An 18,804-nucleotide genomic window follows, 5' to 3' on the forward strand; every position below is an offset into this window, starting at 1 on the left:
GCGGTGAAACGGCTCGCGCGCGCTTCTTCCGGGGGGACGCCGGCAAGGGCTGCGATGGCGATCGCGCAGGCCTTCCCCGCGGCATCCGGCGGTCACGCTCGGAGAAGGGAACGGGTGAATGGACACAGTCTTCTCGGGCGAGGGACGTTCCATCGGCGGGTTCCTGCGCGAACGCTGGAGCGAGATGTGTGACGGGCTCGGCCTGCCGCCGACCCTGACCGGCACTGTGACGGACCAGGTCCGGGATCTTCTGCGGCCGTGGGCCGACCTGCCCGTCGGACAGGCGTCCCCGTTCCCCTCGTACGTCGCCGGCGACGGCTTCCCCGCCGAAATGTCGGTGAAGTGGTCGCGGGGGCGGCCGGAACTGCGCATCCTCTTCGAGGCCCTCGGCGCCTCCCGGCCCATCACCGCGGCCTCCAATCGAGCCGCTGCGGCGGCGCTGACGGACCGGCTGGCCGGGGAGCCACTGGTCTGCCTGGACCGCTACGGGAAAGTGGCCGACATGTTCGCGCCGGGCCCAGGCCAGGAGACATCACCCATCCCCGTCTGGCACTCCCTGGCCTGGAAGCCGGGACGTCCTCCCGCCTTCAAGGTCTATTTCGGGCTGTACGCTGTTGATCTGACGGAGCGTCACGCTCTGGTGGGCGAGGCGATGGCACGTATCGCCATGGGCACCGCGTGGGCCGACACCTCGGCACGGGTGGCCCGAGCGGCCTCGGCGGACGGAGCCGAGCGCGAACTGGAGTTCTTCGCCCTTGACCTGGACGCCGGCGCGCGGGCCCGGGCCAAGGTCTACTACCGCAACCACACCAGCAGCGTCGCCGTCCTGGAGCAGATGGCCTCCCTCTCCCGGGCCCATGATCCGGACAGGGCCCGCTCGGCCTTCCGCACTCTGCTCGGCACGGCGCCCGAAGCCGCCGGCGAAGCCCCGCTGACCTGCTTGGCCTACCGGCCGGACGCCACCTGCGCCGACGAGTCGACCACCTACTTCCGCGTGTCCACCTTCACCGCGTCCGATGAGGAGGCCGCCGACAGGATCGGCGCGCTGATGGCGCACGAAGGCCTCGACCCACGACGTCACCATGCCCTCCTGCACGCCCTGGCGCCACGGCCCCTGAACCGGACCCGGGGCCTGCAGGAGCTGGTCAGCTACCGCTCGCTGGGCCAGGACGGCGACGTATCCGTCTACTTCAGGTTTCCGGTCTACCGGCCACGCACCGCGGAGTCCGGACCGCCGACGCAGCCACCCCTCCAACCCCTGCGACCCCTCCAGGAGGACGACTCCCTATGACCACCATGCCCGCTCCCCTACGGGAAGTCGCCGACAGGAACGAGGAGTACGTCCGCGCGTACCGCGCCAGCGACCTGATCGTTCTGCTGGAGGACCCCACGACACCGGCGGCAACGAAGGACGCCGTACTGGCGCACGTGGCACCGTGGTCGGACGCGTTCCAGCGGATGATCGGTGTGCGGGCCGCGTTCGAGACCGACCCCCAGCTCAAGGAACTCGCCCTCGAACACCAGCAGGAGGAGGTCGGGCACAACGACATCCTGGCGGACAGTCACCGCACCGGCCGGACCGCCGGTTGGGACCCCGTCGTCGAAGCCGGAGCCGCCTGGTTCGTCGACCAGTTCCGCACGCTGCCCGGACTGCACCGCGTCGTCCTGGCCCACCTGGTGCTGGAGGCCGGCAGCCTCACCTTCAGCAACGCCGGCTCCCGGGCCTTCCCCGGCAACGCCTACTTCGCCCTGCACGACGAAGCGGACGAAGAACACATCGAGATGGGCTACCGCCTGCTCGCCGAGCGCCGGGAGTGGCAGCTCGGCGAGGTCACCGAACTCCTCGACCACGCCTGGCAGATCATCACCATGGTCTCCGACCGGATCGCCGAACTCGCCCGCCGCGACACCGCCGTACCAGCATGAGCACGCGCCCCCAGCAGAGTCCCGACGCCGGCTCCGCCACCAGGATCGCCGAAGACAGCGCGAGGGTGTTCCAGCAGGCACTCACCGACCGCCTCATCGCGGCCTACGCCCTGGGCAGCCTCGCGCACGGAGGGTTCGCACCCGCCGTCAGTGACATCGACCTCGCACTGGTTCTGACGGAACGCCGTCACGACGACGACCGAACCATCCACCGTGTGACCCTCGAACTCCAGGCGCGGGACAGCTCCCACCAACGCCTGTCGGTGTTCTGGAGCTCCTTGCCCGCCCTGCGCGCGGACCGCGACGACGGCAGATTCCCCGCCGTCGACCGGCTCGACCTCAAGAACAGCGGCAGACTGCTCCTGGGCGAGGACGTACGCCAGGACGTCGAACCGCCGGGCGCCGACACGCTGGTGACCGACAGCGTCCGGTTCGCCCTGCGGATGCTCGCGCCGGACCGCGTCCTGGCCGAGTTCCACCACCCCGCACGCCTCGCGAGCGACACCAGACGGTTCACCAAGGCGGTCCTGCTCCCCCTCAGGTTCCTCTACACCGCCGCCACCGCGGACTGCGGCTCCACCGACGACGCCATCCGCCACCACCTCGCACACCCCTCACCGGTGGCCGCGGACCTCGTACGAGCCGCGACGCGCGCCCGCCAGGGACAGCCGGACTCGGCGGAGCACCTCACCGAACTCCTCCACGCCGACCTCGTTCCGCTCTACCTCCACTACATCGACAGCACCCTGCTCAGCCTTCCTCCCGGCAACGGCGAGCTGTCCCAAGGCCTCGTCGACTGGCGGACACGACTCCTGGACCGCTGAACAGTCCCTGTGGGCGGGCCGCACCCGCGCGGCACCCGGCAGGCTCCTCCTCCCCTCTCCCGCCGCGCGTCACCGCGAGGCCGCCGCCACCAGCGTCGCGGTGACGGGCTCGAGCTCGGCGATCAGCTCGTCGAGCTCGGCGGGCGACAGGGCGTCGTACGGCGGGGCGGCGAGTTCGTCCGTGAGGGCTTCGACGCGTTGGCTGGTCGCACGGCCGGCGTCGGTGAACCGGCCGTCGGCGTCGACGAGCCCGCGCTCGCGCAAGCCGTCCATCACCGCGGCCAGCCGTTCCTTCGGCAGGTGGTGGATCCGCCCGAACGACTCCGGCGGGTGGATGCCCTGGGCGAGCGCGGACAGGACGTGGGCCTCGGTGCCGCCGATGCGCTCGCCGACGAGAGCGGCCACGTGCCCGTCACCGCGGTGCTCGCGCAGCACGGTCGCGGCATGCCACAGCCGGGCCACCGGGTCGCCGGGCACCGGAAGGGTGCGCATCCCGGCGTACATCACCCGGCCTTCGGTGGGCGCGCTCATCGCGGCCTTGGTGGTCAGATCGGCGGCGCGCACCACACCCGGCGAGCCGGCCAGATCGTCCCCGAGGATCCGCCGCAGTGAGGCCGCGCTGCCTCGCTCCCGTGCGGCGACGGACGCTTCGGGCGGAATCGTCTCCCAGGCGCTGGGGATGTGCCGCGCCACCTCCCCGTCGGCGAAGCTGTAGAAAGCGGCGTGCACGACCTCCGCAGGCACCCGCCCCAGCGGGGCGGCGCGGCTGGCGAAGTAGCCGTCCCAGTAGGTGCGGTGGCCGAGCGCGGCCAGTTCCTCTCTGCATTCGTCGGCCGTGAAGGTGACCAGGCAGATGGGCTCCAGGAGCTCGAACATACGGCGGGCGACGTGCGTCATGGCCACATCATGCCTGCGGGTCGGCCCGCGAGGCCGGGAACGCCCGAAGGTGTCGTGACGCCGCGCCTCCGGCAGGGAGCGCGGCTCGGCGGTGAACCGCTTCCGACGCCCTTCACGCACCCCGTGGCGAACGGACCGGCCGAGCCCTACGTATTGTAGGGCCCCACCGGCCGCGTCGGCCCGTCAACTCATCGGGAGTACTCATGCAGGGCACGGACACTCAGGAGGCCCGTCGCAGTCTCGGGCCGACGGTGGCGGTGCTGGTGGTGAGCCTGCTGATCACGATGGAGGGTGTGTACGAGCTGTCCGGCTTCGGCCTGCACAGCCTCGACCGGCGCCCGCACCTGTTCAGCGACGGGCTCGCCACCGGCGGGGTGATAGTCGCGGCGGTGGTGGCGGGAACGGCGATCGGCAATCTGGCGTGGATCCTGGCGGCGCGCTGGCGGGTGGAGCGGGCACAGCGGTAACTTCACGCTCCCCGGATTCACACCGTTTCCCGCACTCGGCCCGAACCCCTTCCTTACCTGCGCCGATATCCTACAGAGTGTAGGGTCAACTCCCCCATCGACGTCCCCCAAGCCGCCTTCAAGGTAGTCGCTCACCATGGCCTCACAACAGTCCGCCCTGATACCCCCACGCCCCGCCGCCGCGCAGCGCACCCCCGGCACGCAGTCGAGCCGCCTGCGCCGACGGGCCGCGGACGCCACCGTCTGGTACCTGCGGGTGATCGCCGTACTCAACATAGTGGCGGTGCTGTCGCTCCCGTTCCGGCAGGAGGTCTACGAGCACAACAACGGCCGGATCACCCTCCACCTGCACCGGCAGCACGCCCACCACTCCGGCCAGTTCTTCACGCCGTACCTGGCCACCGCAGGTCTGATCTCGGCGGCTCTGGCGATCTTCTTCGTGCTGGTGATGCGCCGCCGCAAGCGCGCGGCCTGGGCGGCCAACCTCGCCCTGTCCGCTCCCCTGTTCGTCCTGTACGTCCTCGCGCTCACCCAGCCCGAGTACCGTACCCACGCGTTCAACTGGCTCTCCGCCGCCCTGACCGGTCTGTTCGTCGCCGCGCTGCTGATCAGCCGCCGTGAGTTCCACGCGGTGGGCGACCCGTCCAACCCGAAGCTGGCACTGGCCGTCGGCGTGGGCGGCCTGGTTGTCACCGGCGGCCTGGGCACCCTGCTCGTGCACGCGACGAACACGATCCCGGGCGCCACCCTCGCCGACGAGGTCGGCTACACCCTGCTGCGCGGCGTCAGCGTCGGCCCGCTCGCCGACCGCGTCTCCACGGTCCACGCGCCCCGCTGGACCGACATCATCATCAACATCCTCCTCGCGGTGGCCTTCTGCCTGGTCCTGTACGCCCTCTTCCGTTCGCCGCGCGGGCGCCGCCTGCTCGGCCCCGAGGACGAGGAACGGCTCCATGCCCTGCTGGACAAGCACGGCGCCCGCGACTCGCTCGGCTACTTCGCCCTGCGCCGCGACAAGGCGGCGATCTTCTCGCCGACCGGCAAGGCGGCGGTCACCTACCGCGTCGTGGGCGGCGTCAGCCTGGCCTCCGGCGACCCGATCGGCGACCCGGAGGCCTGGCCCGGAGCGATCGACGCCTGGCTGACGGAGGCGCGCCAGCACGCCTGGACGCCCGCGGTGATGGGCGCGAGCGAGGAGGCGGGCACCATCTACGGCCGCCACGGCCTGGACGCCCTGGAACTCGGCGACGAGGCCATCGTCGACATCGCCGACTTCACCCTCGAAGGCCGCGCGATGCGGGTCGTACGCCAGGCCCACAACCGGGTCCGCCGGGCCGGTTACACGGTCCGCATCCGCCGCCACGAGGACATCCCGGCCGACGAGATGGCACTGCTCATCGACCGCGCCGACCACTGGCGCGACGGCGCCACCGAGCGCGGCTTCTCCATGGCCCTCGGCCGCCTCGGCGACCCCTCCGACGGGCGCTGCGTGATGCTGGAGTGCCGCGACGCCGACGACGTCCCCCGGGCCCTGCTGAGCTTCGTCCCCTGGGGCGAGCACGGCCTGTCCCTGGACCTGATGCGCCGCGACCGCGCCTGCGAGAACGGGCTGATGGAGTTCATGGTCGTCGAACTCCTCCTGCGCGCGGCCGAACTGGACATCCGGCGCGTCTCTTTGAACTTCGCGATGTTCCGCTCGGTCTTCGAACGCGGCTCCCGGCTCGGCGCGGGCCCGGTCCTGCGCCTCTGGCACGCCACCCTCACGTTCTTCTCCCGGTGGTGGCAGATCGAGTCCCTGTACCGCGCGAACGCCAAGTACCGCCCGATATGGGAACCCCGCTACCTGCTCTTCGCGAGGAGCAGCGACATCCCCCGCATCGGCCTGGCGAGCGCCCGCGCGGAGGGGTTCCTCACCCTTCCCTGGAAGACCTGAGCGGGCCGCTTGTCCCGTTGAAGCGGATCAGGGGCGGCACCTTGCGGAGAGCGCCGTAGTGGCCCGGCCGGCCGAGCACGAGCGTGTGGTCGGCCACGGGCCAGGCGCGCTCCACCCGGCACACGGCCGTGGCCAGCGCCGCGTCCAACAGGGGTACGCCGTCGACGAGGTGGTGGGGAACGGTGGCGAACCGGTCCCCCGGCGCGGTGGCGAAGTGACCGGCGAGTGCCGTCTGGTCGCCGGCGAGGACGTTGACCGCGAAGACGCCCCGCGCGCGCAGGGTCGCGAGGGTGCGGCTGCCGTCGGCCAGGCACACCAGGAGAAGGGCCGGCTGGAGCGACACCGAGGTGAACGCGGTCACGGTGCAGCCCACGGACCGCCCTTGACGCCGGCTGGTGACCACGGTGATGCCGGTGGCCCAGGTCCGCATGAACCGGTGGAACTCGTCCGAACTGCCGGGAGCATCCGGCTCGTCGAGCGCGGATCGCGCCGTGGCCAGGTCCTGCCGCAGGGGGAGGTGGCTCATGCCGCACCGGCCGACATCGCAGAGCCAGTGGACGCGCGGGCCGCGTCCAGGTCGGCCCGTTCCGCCTCTCGGTCGCCCAACTCGGCATAGCACTTCGCGCGTTGACGCAGCAGCTCGGCCTGGTCGGCGCCGGGCAGGTCGAGCGCGAGCGTGTAGTCGTCGACCGCGGCCTGCCACCGTGAGGCACCCTGGTGCACAAAGCCGCGGTTGTAGCGCAGGTCGGGGTCGTTCGGCCGGAGCTCGACGGCACGGGTCAGGTCGCGCACCGCCGTTTCGAGGTCTCCGGAGTCGAAGGCGAGCGCCGCACGGCCCGCCAGCGCCGCGACACACCCCGGGTCGCCGGCCAGGGCCAGGTCGAAGTCACGGCGAGCGGATTCGGCCGAGCCGGCCTCCCACGCCAGTTGACCCCGCACCTGCAGCAGCCGCGGCTCGTCGGGAGCCAGCCGCAGCCCCTCCGCGAGCAGCGGCTCCACCGCCTTGGCCCGCCCGGTCTCCAGCAGCAGGCCGATGAGGTTGGCACGGGCGTCCAGCTCGGTGGGTTCGAGCTCCACCACGCGCCGCAGGTCGGCGATCGCACCCTCCGCGTCACCCATCGCGGCCAGCAGGTCGGCCCTGTTGAAGTGCACCTCCCAGAACGGGGGGCTGAGCGAGACCGCGGTGTCGTAGTCCGCCAGCGCGGCCGCGTCCTCGCCCAGCTTGTGCAGGAGCTCGGCACGGTCGAAGTAGTAGTCGGGGTAGTTGGGGTCGAGGCCGATGACCGTCGTCAGGTCCGCCCGTGCGTCCTCGAGCCGTCCCAGCGCCGCCAGGACCCGGCCCCGGTTGTGGACCAGCACGGAGCGGTGCAGCCGGTGCCGATCGGCCGGCAGCTCCGCGTCCAGGCGCTTCAGCCCCGAGTCCACCAGGCGAAGGGCTTCGGGCAGGTTGCCCAGGTGCATCTCGACCAGGGCCATGCCGTTGCGCTGGAAGACCGAGTGGAAACTGCGCTCTTCGGCGTCGGGCAGCAGGGACGCCAGCGTGATCGTGTTGCTGAGGTAGCTCTTGGCCAGCTGGTGGTCGCGCAGTTCCGGCGGGTGCATGCGGGTGTAGAGCATGGCCAGGGCGTAGCCGGTGAACATCTGCGCCATCGGCAGGGCGTAGCGGGCCCGCACCTCCAGATACAGCGTCTCGGCCTCCCGCGTGCGCCCCAGCAGCGCCAGCGCCGAGGACATCTTGCCGCTGAAGTCCCAGTAGCGTTCGGCTTGTTCGGGGTCGATGACGGCCCGGGCGCGGGTGCCGTAGTCGAGCACCGCGTGCCACAGGCCCAGGCCCGCGGCGTAGTAGACGGCTTCGTGCAGGGCCTCGCCACCGGCGCCGGCGGGGTCGGTTCCGCGTTCCAGGTGGTACGGGACGGCGCCCAGACGCAGGCTCCAGTCGCCCTCGCGCAGCAGTACAGCGGCGCGTTCGTCGTGCAGCCTGGCGCGCAGGCCGGGGTCGGCCGCTTCGTAGGCGGCCAGCGCGTCGGGGTCGTCGCAGGTGCCGTCCGAGGCGATGTACGTGCTCAGCAGCTCACCCTGATCACGGCTCGCCCGGGTCGCTGCCGCCGTGCCGGCAGGGGTGAGCCGGGTCGCGTACCGCGCGAGGGCCGAGGCCAGCTCGTCCGGCAGGTCGCCGCCCCGGCTGCCGACGGTGACCGAGATCTTCGTGCCCTGCGTGCGCCGGAGCAGGATGGCCAGGAACTCCTGGTCGGTGTGGTCGGCCTCGTCGACGTCCAGGAAGCACAGGCTGAGCCGCCCGGACTCCCGCAGGTTCGTGTACGAGTGGAGGAACTCGACCAGTCCGTGGGCGAGTCGGCGTGTGCGCGCGGCGGCGTAGATGCGGGTGCGTTCCTCGGGGACGGCCAGGGAGGTGAGGGTCTCCGGTGCCGCGCCGATGCGATCCTTGAGTTCCGGAGCCGTCGAGAGGATCTCGATGGCGTGCGCCCTCACCAGGTCGGGCCGGCGCTCGTACGCGCCCGGGACCAGGGCCCGGACCAGCGATCCCGCTCCGGTGTACGGGCCGCGCAGCCGGCGGTGACAGCCGACCGTCACTTCGGCCGCTCCGTCGTGCGATCCGTGCGGGCCGGAGCGCCACAGGTGGGTGTTCATGGGGCCTTCCTTCAACGTGAGTCGGTACCGGCGGACTGTGACGCCTCGCGGCGAGAGACCAGGATCAGGAGCGTGAACTCGGCGGCGAACAGGCCGACCGATGTGGCGGAGTCCCAGAAGCGGGCGCCGTCCGCCGTGCCGTGCGCCAGTGCCGGGCCGAGCCGTGTCGCGAAGCCCACCAGCAAGGGGACGAGGGCGAGTACGGCGGTCGCCAGGAGGAAGCCGACGCCTGCGACGGTGAGCAGCGCGAACCAGGGCGCCATCCGGCGGTCGCGTTCCGACCACGCGGATTCGGCGTCGGCGTCGCTGCCGCCGCCGGCATCGGCGGTGAGGCGCCGCAGGCCCGGCAGCCGGCTCGCCCTGCGACGCAGGTAGTCGGAGGTGGCGCCGTGCAGGTCGGCGCAGCCCAGGAGGGTGGTGAACACGTAGTACAGGTCGGTGCGCAGGAAGACGTAGAACTGCCAGACGAGCCGCAGCAGAACGGTGTACGCGACGGCGAGCGCCAACCGGCAGGCCCAGCCCGTGCCCGCGGCTCCCACCAGGGTGAGGCCGCTGAAGAGCAGGAGGTCGGCGAGCATGCCCGCGAGGAACGGCAGATAGCGCTTCTTGCGCGGCACGCTGTACAGGCCGTCGAGGTGGGCCTCCACCACGACGAAGAACAGCCGTCGGCTCACCGACAGCCGAGTGGGCAGTCCCAGCCGGCGCCCGGCCAGGACATGGAAGGACTCGTGCCAGGCCACGGCCGGCAACTGGGCGAAGGCCAGCACCAGTTGGACCGCGACGAGGGACGGGGTGAAGAACACGGCGTCCGCGTGGGGCCGTATGCGAGGATGCGTGGCCATCATCGCCGCACAGGTCACGACCAGCGCCGTGTAGGCGATCCAGGCCGTGGCGGAGAACGTCCACGCACCGAGCCGCAGCATCCCCGGCCGAGAGGGCGTGGCAGTCGGCTGCGGCCCCTCCCTGACGAAGCCCAGCTCGCGCAAGGTGGAGACGAAGTCGCCGATGTCGACGCTCTCACCGAACTCCCCCAGGTACCAGTGGGCGGCCTCGTCGGCCGGGTGGCCGGCGGCGAGCCGGCGCAGCAGGGCCGCGCCGTCGTGGGGCAGCACGGCGTAGGACTCGGTGTCGGGGCGTCCCACCACGACGCCGTCGCGCTCGTCGACGAAGGTCAACGGGTGGAATTCGATGGCCGACATGGGCGTCGCGGACCTCCTCGCCGGTGCGGTGCAGACGATGTGGTGCGGAAGAACCCGCACCCCCGGCCGCCGCGGTACGGCGGACAGGGGTGCGGACAGGCGGCGTCAGCAGCCGACGAACGTGTAGGCCGACGCGGACGACGTGAGCTTGATGGAGCCGGTCTTGCGAACGGTGATCTTCTTCATGGGTTTCACCTCCCCCGGTACCTGGTGGCGAGCCTGCGGAGCACCGCCGGGTGGGCGGCTCGGCCACCAACACTGGCTTTCGACCTGTCGCCGGCACATGGGGGTACGGCCCCCATCTTCGGCCGCCCGACGACAGCCACGAATGGGGGCCGCACCCCCATGCGGGACACGGAAGCGGCGTCGCAGGGTGAAGGGCATGCGAGACGACGCCCTCTCGGTCATCGCCTGCGGGTCCAGCGCGGCGAGCCAACTGCCCCAGTACCTGACGTGGTTGCGCCAGGAGATCGACCTCGGCCTGCGGGTCCTCCTCACCACCGACGCCGCCCGCTTCGTCCAGCCCCAACTCGTCGCCTGGCACGCCGACGAGTGCTACACCAGCGATGATCCCGCCCTGAACCCGGTCGAGTTCGCGAAGCGCTCGGCGGCCGTCATCGTGCTGCCGGCCACCGCGAACACGCTCGCCTTCGCGGCCCTCGGGCTGGCCGCGACCCCGGCCCAGACCGCCCTGTTGGCCGCCGAGCGCCCGGTGCTGTTCTTCCCGAACATGAACCGCACCATGTGGATCAAGGAGCCCGTCCAACGCCATGTCGCCACGCTGCGGGCCGACGGTCATACGGTGGTGGAGCCGCAGGAGCGGGTGGTCTTCGAGCTGTGGCGGCGGGAGAACGCGGTCGGTATCTCGATGCCCGCGCCGGACGAGTCGGCCTCGACGGTCGTCGCCTGGCTGGAGAAGACACTGGCGGACGAGGCAGACGGGCGGGACGAGGGGCCGACGGACGGCTGAGGACCGCCGTCGGCCCTCTGCCGGACGGGCATCACCCGTCGACCTGCCGGAGCCGAGCCGCATACGCGTTGAGCGCCGCCCGGTTGCTCTGATCGGTCTTGCTGATCAGGCTGGCGACGTGCTTCTCGACCGTGCGCGGCGAGATGAACAGCCGTGCGGCCAGCGTGCGGTTGTCGAGCCGGTCGGCCAGCAGGCGCAGCACTTCGTACTCCCGCGGCGTGACACCGAGCAGGCGCAACGGGTGGGGGACCGCTTGCCCGTTGGCGCCGCTGCGATGGGGCACGACCGCACCGGCACGTCGCAGCAGAGTGCGGCACGCCCCGGCCACGGCCCCGACTCCCGCCTGGTGGAAATACTGTTCGGCCTCGCGGAGCCAGAGCACAGGATCACCCCAGCCGTCCCTCTGCGCGGCCTCAGCGACCAGGCGCAGCCCCAGATGCGCGGCCGGCGGATACGGCTTCGCCCATGCCCGGGCCTTCGAGACGGCGTCGGCCGCTTCGTCACCCCGCCCCTGCCGCCCCAACCGGACGGCCTCGGCCAGCACCACGAACTGCCGGTTCCAGCGAAGTCGCCCGGCCTCACCCGGATCCGGCGCGTCCAGGCGGTCCGGATCGGCCTCCAGCGCGTCCAGGAGTACGGCCAGGCCGTACTGTCCGGTCAGGGGGTACGGCGCCGGGCGTACGGCGTCGTCGGCCTCCGCCCGCTTCAGCGTCAGCCGGGCCAGCTCGCGGTCCTCCTCCAGCAGCGCCCGGACGACGCCGCCCAGGCCGTGGGCCAGTGACGCCCACGGCGAGGGTGGTGCGCCCGTGCCGAGCGACGCGTTCAGCAGCTCTTCCAGCGGCTCGCGCCTGCCCTGGTGGGCCGCGCCGACGGCCCGTACGGCCGCCAGGCAGTGCGGGTCTCCCCCGGCGAGCCCCGGCCGCTCCTCCCGCGCCCGGTAGGCGTCGGCGAGGCGCTGCGCCTGCGCGTACTCGCCCCGCAGCACATGGTCCAGCGCGAGCATGAGATCGGCGGAGGTACGCACCGCACGGGCTCCGACCTTCCGGGCCTGTCGGCGCACTCGCAGCAGGGCGTCGCGCTCGCCGTCCACCAGCCAACGCTGTCCGGCGAGTTGCAGCATGGCGTGCATCCGCCACAGCGGCAGCTCATGGGCCTCGGCGAGAGACCGCATCCGGGTGAAGCAGTACGACGCCTCCTGCGAGCCCCGCCGCAGGGCCAGTTGACCCCGTACCCGCCAGGCCCGGCAGGCGACGGCCGGCATCCCGGTGCGCTCGGCTCTGAATGTGGCCTGCGCGGCGAGCCGAGCGGCCGCCGGCGGGTCGGTGTGGACCGTCAGCTGGGCCTCGACCGCGTCGAGCGCGGCGGTGCGCCGGTCCTCCGCTTCGGGGCCCAACGCGCAGCGCCCGGCGTGCACATGGGCCAGCCCGGCCGTCGGCCGACCGTCGGCGTGCCACAGCCAGGCCAGCCGGGCGTGCAGCCGTGCCACATGACCCCCCGCCAGCCCCAGCCCCTCCAACTCGTCCAGCGCGGAGGCGAGTCGAAGCCCGCGATCGATCCGCCCGCTCTCCGCCAGCGCGACCAGCAGCTCATCGAGGACATCGGCCCGGACCCGCGGTTCGTCCCCCTCGCCGAGCAACTCCCATGCCCGCGTCAGCCCTTCTACGGCGGTGGAGATCCGCCCCGCCGACAGGGCCCGGCGCCCGGCGGTGGCGAACAAGGACGCCGCCCCTGATCGGTCACCGGCGGACAGCCGCAGTTCGGCGGCGAAGGGACACCACCGGCCCGGCAGCCCGGGATGCAGTTCGGCCACCGCCTCGGCGCTGCGGCGGGCCAGCGCGGCCCGGTCCGCCGGGGTGAGCCGCGCCAACAGCGCCGGGGCGGTCAGCGGCCCTCGAAAGCCGTACCACTCGCCGGCGGAGTCCTCGGCCGCGACCAGCCCGGCGGTTACCGCCGCGCGCAGCCGCGCGAACAGCTGCGCCTCGGACAGTCCCCAGGCCTGGCGCAGCACCGACACCGGGAACCTCTCGCCGATCACCGCCGCGGCGGACAGCAGCCGGTGTCCTTCCGGGCCGAGGCGAGCGGCTCGCCGCGCGATGCCGTGCTCGACCGCCGCGGGCACGGGACACCGCACCCCCGCGACCAGCCGGCATCCCTGCGGGCCGGTCACCAGCCCGCCGGTGTCGACCAGCGTGCGCAGCAACTCCTCGGCGACGAAGGGGTTTCCGCCGCTGTCCCGGTACAGCCGCTCCACGACGTCGTACGGCACCCCGTCGACGCCCAGGCCCAGGCACGACGCCGCGAGCCGAGCCACCTCGGCCCGGCTCAGCCCGCCCAGGGTCAGCAGTGTGCCCGCGCGGCGCCGTGCCAGGGTCCGGGCGAGGTCCCCCGGCTCGCCCGGACCGGTCCGGAAGGTCACCAGCAGCACCGTGCCCTGCGCCGCGATGTTGTCCGCCAGGTACTCCACCACGGCCAGCGTCGCCGGATCGGCGTCGTGCAGGTCCTCCAGGACGAGCAGGCTCCCCGAACCGGCTCCGGCCGCGGACAGCAGCCGCAGCACGGACTCGCCGAGGACCACGGGCGAGTCCTGCGGACCGGTGCCGTGGACGACCCGGTCCGTGCAATCGGGTACGACACGGCCGAGTGCAGTGCGATACGGCCCCAGCGTCCCGATGTCCGGTCCTCCGCCCTCGTCGGAGGGCTCGCGGAAGAGAGAGGCCAGGGCCTCGCTGAGGGGCCGCAACGCAACGGCGGGGCCCACCGGACTGCCCCGGCCGAGCAGCACGCGCATCTCCCGGCCTCGGGCCGACTCCACCGCCTCCCGCACCAGCCTGGACTTGCCGATGCCGTCCTCACCGGTCAGCAGGACCGTCGTGCCGTGTCCGTCCCGCGCCCCGACCAACGCCTCCCTCAACACACGTAGTTCGTCTTCACGGCCCACACAGATCGATAAGTCGTCCCTGCTCGCTGCCGACATCGCACCCCCGCGCGTTCGACTCGTGTCCTGACGTGTCGGTCATGTGTGGCGAACGAGCGCGAATCATGCGGATGCATCCATCGGCCCGCCGCGCACCGCGCAGTTTGGTTTCACCGCCAGGTGCTGTCACTCCGGGTTCCGCCCAGCGGACTCCCGCCCTCGCCGCGAGACAACTCAGCGCGGACCCCGGCGGCGACGGACGAGCAGGACCGCACCTCCCAGCACGGCCACGCCGCCCGCCGTGGTGGCGATGAGTGCGGTACGACCCGGCCCCTTGGCGGTGGGGGCGCCGCCGGATGTGCCCGACACGCTCGCTGGGGCCGAGGCACCGAGGGCGAAGGTGACTGTGTCGTTGGAGGGGTCCGGGTCGTCCAGCCCGGTGGCGGCCGGGCCGGGACGCAGGGTCACCGTGCCCTTGGCCCCGTGGAAGGCCTCGGTGGTCTTCCCCCACAGCACGAACGGTCGGGCCTTGCCCGCGGCGACACCGAACGGCACCGGGCACACGTAGTGCCGATGGCCGGCCTCGAACGGTGCGGTTCCGCTGTCGCCGACCCGGAGCAGGCACTGGCCGTAGTAGGAGTCCTCGCCCTCTTCGAAGGCGTTGCCGGTCGCGACCGTGCCCTCGGGCAGGACGACGTCGACGTTGGCGACGGTCTTGCCGACGGTGTCGTACAAGGAGGCCGGGCCGTGGTTGACGGCGTTCAGCTCAAGGGTCCATTCGCCGCGTTTGCGCCCGGGCTTGACCGAGGCGGTGGCGGCGAGATCCGCGAAGTTGTCGGCCGACACGGTGAATTGCCCCTTGGCGCCGGTCTCGAATCCACTTCGCCGCCCGGGGGCCGGGACCAGGGTGAGCGCGGGGCCGGTGCCCCGCTCGCTGCCGCCGCCGGGTCGGACGTTCGGCTCGAGGAGGGTGACGGAGTAGTCGGTCACGGCGGACAGAACGCGTTTGCCCACAGTGGCGGTCAGGGGGCTGCTCAGCTCCACGATGGCGCCGGCGGGGACGGGGCCGTTGAAGAGGCAGCTCACGGATGCGTGCCCGCCCGGTTCGACAGCGTCATCGCCTGTGCCGTAGAAGCAGTTGGAGAACTTGTGGTCGAAGGCGAGACCGCCCTCCGATTCCCACTGCACCCAGACACGGCGGTCGGTGGGCAGATCCCCGGTGTTGCTCAGGTGCAGCGGAAGAGTGATACGGGACCCGGTCCGGGCGTGTGAGACATCGGGGATCTTGCCGACGACGAGTTTCGGGATGCCCACGACCACTGTCGTAGTGGCGGCGGTTGCGTGGTCGAGGTGACGTGCGGTGAGGGAGTACTTGAGCCTGCCGGTGGTGCCGAGTCCGGCGCCCGCCTCCGCCCGCACGGTGAACTGGACCGAAGGGCTCTGTGACGCGGCCTTGTTGACGCAGGTGATGACCCGCCCGTCGGCCGTGCATCTCGGGTCGTCGGCCTTCACGCGCGCGACACCCGCCAGGTCACGCGCATCGATGACGAGCCTGTCGTTCGTGGGTACCGGGACCTGCGCCCCGCCGTCCCAGAACATCCAGTTCACACCGGTCGACTGCGGGGTCGAGTCCACGTTGAGCTGCCGCGGCGCGTCGATCGTCGCATACGCCAGCGTCGGGTGGGGCGACGGCGTCGCAGAGCCCTCACCGGACGCGGCCGACGCGCCGGGGGCCAGGGCGAGCAGCACGGCCGCCGGCGCCGCTCCCCACACCGTGCGCGTGGACTTCATGCACATGTGATGCGCGAGGTGCCCGGAAGGTTGCCCCGCAACACATGGTTCGCTGCCTCCGCCCTCATTTCAGGGATTGGGCCCATCAGCTGTGTGCCCTGGTGAACGGCTCGCGACGCCGGCCTCGTTGACGTGCTGCGGCCTTCTCCGGGAGGACGACGGCAGGACGCTGCCGGCCACCGGCGGCACGGAGTCGGGGTTCCACAGGCGCAGTGCGCGCAGCACAGGGCCGGCCGCGATGGTGGTGAGCAGGGCCATCAGGACCATCAGGGTGAACACCCGATCGCTGATGAGCCCGAGTTCACGACCTATGTCCAAGATGACGATCTCGGTCAGACCCCGCGTGTTCATCAGCGCCCCGAAGGCACCCGCCTCGCGCCACCCCATGCCCAGCAGTCGAGCCGGAAGCGCGGCTCCTGCGAACTTGCCGGCCACGGCGGTCACGACGACCAGCAGCAACGCCACCAGTCCCGCCCAGCCGAGCGCCCCGATGTCGACCGAGAGCCCCGTCACGATGAAGAAGACCGGCAGGAACAGGCTCGAGACCCTCTCCACCGACGCGGCGACCTGTCCGAGGAGTCCCGACAGGGCCTCGCGAGGCATGACCATTCCGAACACGAAGGCACCGAAGATCGCATGGATGCCGATCCATGCGGACGCGCACGAGGAGAGGAACGTTCCGGACACGACCATGACCAGCAGCGTGCCGTGGTCTGCGTGCCGTGTGAGGGAGGCGACCACCCGGCGCAGCAGCGGCCGGACGATCAGGAACATCACCACGCCGTATGCGGCGGCCCAGGCGACGACCGATGCGGACCGGGCGATCCCGTCGGACTGCGCGACCGCCACGACCACGGCCAGCAGACACCAGGCCAGGACGTCACACACCGCGGCGCAGGCCATGGCGAGGGTGCCGATCCGTGTCCGGGACAGCCCACCGTCCCGGATGATGCGGGCCAGCACGGGAAAGGCGGTGATGGAGAAGGCCGTGCCCATGTAGAGAACGAAGACTGCGAGGCTCACGGCGTGGGGTGCGTACCGGCCGTACAGCACTGCCGCTGTCAGCACACCGAGGGCGAACGGAACCGCCATCGACAGTGCGGCGATGGTGGTCACGGATTTCCCGTGGCCGCGCAGCGCGGCGACGTCGAGCTCCAGGCCGGCGAGAAACATGAAGAGCACCAAACCGACTTGGGCGATAACCGACAGCATGGGCATCGCCCCGCCCGGAAACAGGTGGTGTGGAATATTCCCGGGGAGCAGGCCGAGGAGGCTGGGGCCGAGCATGAGACCGACGGTGATCTCGGCGACGACCGGGGGCTGGCGCAGGCGTTTGGCGAGTTTCACCATCGCGGTTCCCGCGAGCAGGACGGTCGCGATGTCCGCCAGGACGATCGCTTCCATGGGTGGTGCGTCAGCCATGCCTTCTCGCTTCCACGAACGTCAGGAGAGTCAGGGACCAGCTGCACTACAGTTGCGCGACGCCCCGGCGCCGGTCGGGAAGTGCCGGACCGTTCCCGAGAGTCGCGGACACGGTCGCGGCCACCTCCGCCGCATGGTCCGTGATGAAGAAGTGGCCCCCGGGGAAGGACACGACCTCGCTGCCGGCCGTCGTGCTGAGCCGCCACCGGTCGAGTTGCTCACCGGTGAAGAAGTCGTCGGTGCCGTGGCACACCACGATCCGGCTCTCGGTCACGGTGTTGCGGTGCCCGCGCACGAAGTCGTCGCACACCGCGAAGTCAGCGCGCAGCAACTCGACTGATCGCTCTCGCAGCTGTTCATGGGCGAGGATCTGCGGTGACACTCCGCCGAACCTTGCCGCGGCGTCCAGGATCTCCTGTTCCCCGGCCTCCACTGGGTCGTCGGCGAACAGCGGGGACGCGCCGAACGGCCCGGCGGCGGCAGAGGCGAACAGCGTGTCGCAGTACGCACCACCCGAGGTGGCTTCCAGATGCGAGGCGAGGAGCAGACCGAGGTAGGCGCCCATGCTGTGCCCGAAGATCGCGAATCGTCCGGTGATCTTGGACGCGACGATCTGCGCGGCGAGGTCCTCGGCGGCCTTGTGTGCCGAGGCTACGGAGTTCTCACGCCATCTGCGCCCTCTGCCCGGGAGTTCCAGCACATGGGCCGCGATCTGCTGGGGCAGCGCACTGACGAGGGGCTGGAAGACCTGGGCGGATCCGCCTGAATGGTGCAGCAGAACGAGCGGGACAGGGCTCACGACATGTCCTCGGTGCCGGCTCACCAGCGGCGAGGAGTGAACGCGTAACCCCGGCGGCTGTGCGTTGCGATCGTGTTGATCCCGTAGGTGTCCTCGCCGGAGACGAGGACCGCGCCGTAGTTGTCGAGCGCGATGCCGCCGCCGTACTCGGCCACCTGATCCGTGTCGGGGTATATCTTCACCTTCGTCGGCACATACCGGGCGGCGAATCCCATGCGGTAGTCCTTCCTGCTCCCGGTATGCGGAAGGGAGGCGTGCATGAGGGTGGACCAGAAGATGACGCACTCGCCACGCTTCATCACCAGAGGAAAGGCCTGCGACTCATCGGGCTTCCAGTTCGGGTCCTTCTGCAGCTGCCGGTAGTCGTAGCCGAAGAATCCGCGCTTGACTCCCTCCTTTTCACGGGAGTTGATGGCGTCGGGATCGTAGTCCATGGCCTTGGACTCGTCGTAGTTCATCTCCCGATGGGTGCCGGGCATGAGCTGGAGGCAGCCGTTCTCCTTGGTGGAGTCCGTGAACGCGGTCCACACGGTGATCGTGCCGCCGAAGGGAATCTCCGAGTCCTCCGCCGGCCACATGATCTGCGGCTTCTTGCTGGCATTGGCGAAGGTGGCCGCCTGGTGCCAGTCAGTGCCCTCGTCGCCGGGGTACTTGGGGAAGAACTCGGTGCGCCAGCAGAGCACATCGGGCCCGAGAATGGAGGCCACCCGGTCGACGATCCGCCGGTTCATGATGTGTTCGGAGAGCAGATCGACATCGAGGTGGCGGTCGTAGTTGGAGATATTCGTGCCACTGCTGAGCGCGTCGTCGGGATAGATGGCCAAGGAACGGTCGGGAAGCCGCCGTCGGATGTTGTTCCAGCGCTCCGTCATCTCCTCCGGCTCGAATATCTTGATCGGGCCGATGAAACCGTCCCGTTCGAACCTCGCGAGCTCCTCGGCGCTGAGCCGGAAGTCGGTTTCCTGACTGATCGTCATGCGGGCCGTCCTTTCTGTGGCATCACGGTGTTCCGC

Annotated in this window: 15 protein-coding genes; 6 read left to right on the forward strand and 9 right to left on the reverse strand. The window is 71.2% G+C overall.

Annotation, left to right across the window (positions count from 1 at the left end; translation table 11 throughout):
* Window positions 1–118 precede the first annotated feature (118 nt).
* The 3 genes from ACQF4J_RS03315 to ACQF4J_RS03325 are packed head-to-tail and all read left to right on the forward strand — an operon-like array spanning window position 119 to window position 2,750.
* Window positions 119–1,291: a tryptophan dimethylallyltransferase family protein gene (locus ACQF4J_RS03315; protein WP_351801061.1), complete on the forward strand. Its 1,173-nt coding sequence runs from the start codon at window positions 119–121 to the stop codon at window positions 1,289–1,291.
* Entirely contained in the window at window positions 1,288–1,926 is a 639-nt protein-coding gene (locus tag ACQF4J_RS03320) for a hypothetical protein (RefSeq protein WP_351570067.1), read from the forward strand. The genes ACQF4J_RS03315 and ACQF4J_RS03320 overlap by 4 nt, the downstream gene beginning before the upstream one ends.
* Complete coding sequence (locus ACQF4J_RS03325; RefSeq protein WP_351801063.1) at window positions 1,923–2,750, forward strand: hypothetical protein; 828 nt, start codon at window positions 1,923–1,925, stop codon at window positions 2,748–2,750. Before ACQF4J_RS03320 ends, ACQF4J_RS03325 begins: the two co-directional genes overlap by 4 nt.
* Before the next feature lie 69 nt (window positions 2,751–2,819).
* On the opposite strand, the gene ACQF4J_RS03330 is transcribed toward ACQF4J_RS03325, so the two are convergent.
* Entirely contained in the window at window positions 2,820–3,647 is an 828-nt protein-coding gene (locus tag ACQF4J_RS03330) for an SCO6745 family protein (protein WP_351801065.1), read from the reverse strand.
* 203 nt (window positions 3,648–3,850) lie between these two features.
* Between ACQF4J_RS03330 and ACQF4J_RS03335 the strand changes: the two genes are divergently transcribed.
* A complete protein-coding gene (locus ACQF4J_RS03335) occupies window positions 3,851–4,114 on the forward strand; it encodes a hypothetical protein (protein WP_351570078.1) in 264 nt (87 codons plus the stop codon).
* Between the two features lie 136 nt (window positions 4,115–4,250).
* Window positions 4,251–6,047, forward strand: coding sequence for a phosphatidylglycerol lysyltransferase domain-containing protein (locus tag ACQF4J_RS03340; RefSeq protein ID WP_351801067.1), 1,797 nt, complete (start codon window positions 4,251–4,253; stop codon window positions 6,045–6,047).
* Here ACQF4J_RS03340 and ACQF4J_RS03345 read toward each other — a convergent pair.
* The 3 genes from ACQF4J_RS03345 to ACQF4J_RS03355 are packed head-to-tail and all read right to left on the reverse strand — an operon-like array spanning window position 6,025 to window position 9,895.
* Window positions 6,025–6,573 carry a flavin reductase family protein gene (locus ACQF4J_RS03345; protein WP_427164475.1) on the reverse strand — a complete coding sequence of 183 codons (549 nt, stop codon included), beginning with the start codon at window positions 6,571–6,573 and terminating at the stop codon, window positions 6,025–6,027. The two genes, ACQF4J_RS03340 and ACQF4J_RS03345, sit on opposite strands and share 23 nt — an antisense overlap.
* The gene (locus tag ACQF4J_RS03350; protein WP_427164477.1) at window positions 6,570–8,696 is read right to left on the reverse strand and encodes a tetratricopeptide repeat protein; all 2,127 of its coding nucleotides are present in this window, start codon (window positions 8,694–8,696) and stop codon (window positions 6,570–6,572) included. The genes ACQF4J_RS03345 and ACQF4J_RS03350 overlap by 4 nt, the downstream gene beginning before the upstream one ends.
* An 11-nt stretch (window positions 8,697–8,707) precedes the next feature.
* Entirely contained in the window at window positions 8,708–9,895 is a 1,188-nt protein-coding gene (locus tag ACQF4J_RS03355) for a hypothetical protein (protein ID WP_427164480.1), read from the reverse strand.
* 382 nt (window positions 9,896–10,277) lie between these two features.
* On the opposite strand from ACQF4J_RS03355, the gene ACQF4J_RS03360 reads away from it, so the two are divergent.
* Window positions 10,278–10,865, forward strand: a complete 588-nt coding sequence (locus tag ACQF4J_RS03360) for a flavoprotein (RefSeq protein WP_427164481.1) — start codon at window positions 10,278–10,280, stop codon at window positions 10,863–10,865.
* A 31-nt stretch (window positions 10,866–10,896) separates the two neighbouring features.
* Here ACQF4J_RS03360 and ACQF4J_RS03365 read toward each other — a convergent pair whose 3' ends face one another.
* The 5 genes from ACQF4J_RS03365 to ACQF4J_RS03385 form a co-directional block, all read right to left on the reverse strand.
* The gene (locus ACQF4J_RS03365) at window positions 10,897–13,839 is read right to left on the reverse strand and encodes an AAA family ATPase (protein WP_427164483.1); all 2,943 of its coding nucleotides are present in this window, start codon (window positions 13,837–13,839) and stop codon (window positions 10,897–10,899) included.
* Window positions 13,840–14,013: 174 nt separating this feature from the next.
* On the reverse strand, window positions 14,014–15,570 hold the full coding sequence (locus tag ACQF4J_RS03370) for a hypothetical protein (RefSeq protein WP_351801079.1): 1,557 nt from the start codon (window positions 15,568–15,570) through the stop codon (window positions 14,014–14,016).
* A gap of 69 nt (window positions 15,571–15,639) precedes the next feature.
* Window positions 15,640–16,992, reverse strand: coding sequence for a cation:proton antiporter (locus ACQF4J_RS03375; protein ID WP_351801081.1), 1,353 nt, complete (start codon window positions 16,990–16,992; stop codon window positions 15,640–15,642).
* 46 nt (window positions 16,993–17,038) lie between these two features.
* Entirely contained in the window at window positions 17,039–17,791 is a 753-nt protein-coding gene (locus tag ACQF4J_RS03380; protein ID WP_427164485.1) for a thioesterase II family protein, read from the reverse strand.
* A 20-nt stretch (window positions 17,792–17,811) separates the two neighbouring features.
* Window positions 17,812–18,768 (reverse strand): chlorinating enzyme, encoded by a 957-nt coding sequence (locus ACQF4J_RS03385; protein WP_351570107.1) that lies wholly within the window; start codon window positions 18,766–18,768, stop codon window positions 17,812–17,814.
* Window positions 18,769–18,804: the final 36 nt, after the last annotated feature.

The organism is Streptomyces sp. C1-1 (assembly GCF_050214755.1).
Classification (GTDB): Bacteria; Actinomycetota; Actinomycetes; order Streptomycetales; family Streptomycetaceae; genus Streptomyces.

What these genes read in the sequence shown, in the direction of transcription:
- ACQF4J_RS03315 (WP_351801061.1), top strand. Translation starts at nt 119, where the DNA reads ATGGACACAGTCTTCTCGGGCGAGGGACGTTCCATCGGCGGGTTCCTG.
- ACQF4J_RS03320 (WP_351570067.1), top strand. Translation starts at nt 1,288, where the DNA reads ATGACCACCATGCCCGCTCCCCTACGGGAAGTCGCCGACAGGAACGAG.
- ACQF4J_RS03325 (WP_351801063.1), top strand. Translation starts at nt 1,923, where the DNA reads ATGAGCACGCGCCCCCAGCAGAGTCCCGACGCCGGCTCCGCCACCAGG.
- ACQF4J_RS03330 (WP_351801065.1), bottom strand. Translation starts at nt 3,647, where the DNA reads ATGACGCACGTCGCCCGCCGTATGTTCGAGCTCCTGGAGCCCATCTGC.
- ACQF4J_RS03335 (WP_351570078.1), top strand. Translation starts at nt 3,851, where the DNA reads ATGCAGGGCACGGACACTCAGGAGGCCCGTCGCAGTCTCGGGCCGACG.
- ACQF4J_RS03340 (WP_351801067.1), top strand. Translation starts at nt 4,251, where the DNA reads ATGGCCTCACAACAGTCCGCCCTGATACCCCCACGCCCCGCCGCCGCG.
- ACQF4J_RS03345 (WP_427164475.1), bottom strand. Translation starts at nt 6,573, where the DNA reads ATGAGCCACCTCCCCCTGCGGCAGGACCTGGCCACGGCGCGATCCGCG.
- ACQF4J_RS03350 (WP_427164477.1), bottom strand. Translation starts at nt 8,696, where the DNA reads ATGAACACCCACCTGTGGCGCTCCGGCCCGCACGGATCGCACGACGGA.
- ACQF4J_RS03355 (WP_427164480.1), bottom strand. Translation starts at nt 9,895, where the DNA reads ATGTCGGCCATCGAATTCCACCCGTTGACCTTCGTCGACGAGCGCGAC.
- ACQF4J_RS03360 (WP_427164481.1), top strand. Translation starts at nt 10,278, where the DNA reads ATGCGAGACGACGCCCTCTCGGTCATCGCCTGCGGGTCCAGCGCGGCG.
- ACQF4J_RS03365 (WP_427164483.1), bottom strand. Translation starts at nt 13,839, where the DNA reads ATGTCGGCAGCGAGCAGGGACGACTTATCGATCTGTGTGGGCCGTGAA.
- ACQF4J_RS03370 (WP_351801079.1), bottom strand. Translation starts at nt 15,570, where the DNA reads ATGAAGTCCACGCGCACGGTGTGGGGAGCGGCGCCGGCGGCCGTGCTG.
- ACQF4J_RS03375 (WP_351801081.1), bottom strand. Translation starts at nt 16,992, where the DNA reads ATGGCTGACGCACCACCCATGGAAGCGATCGTCCTGGCGGACATCGCG.
- ACQF4J_RS03385 (WP_351570107.1), bottom strand. Translation starts at nt 18,768, where the DNA reads ATGACGATCAGTCAGGAAACCGACTTCCGGCTCAGCGCCGAGGAGCTC.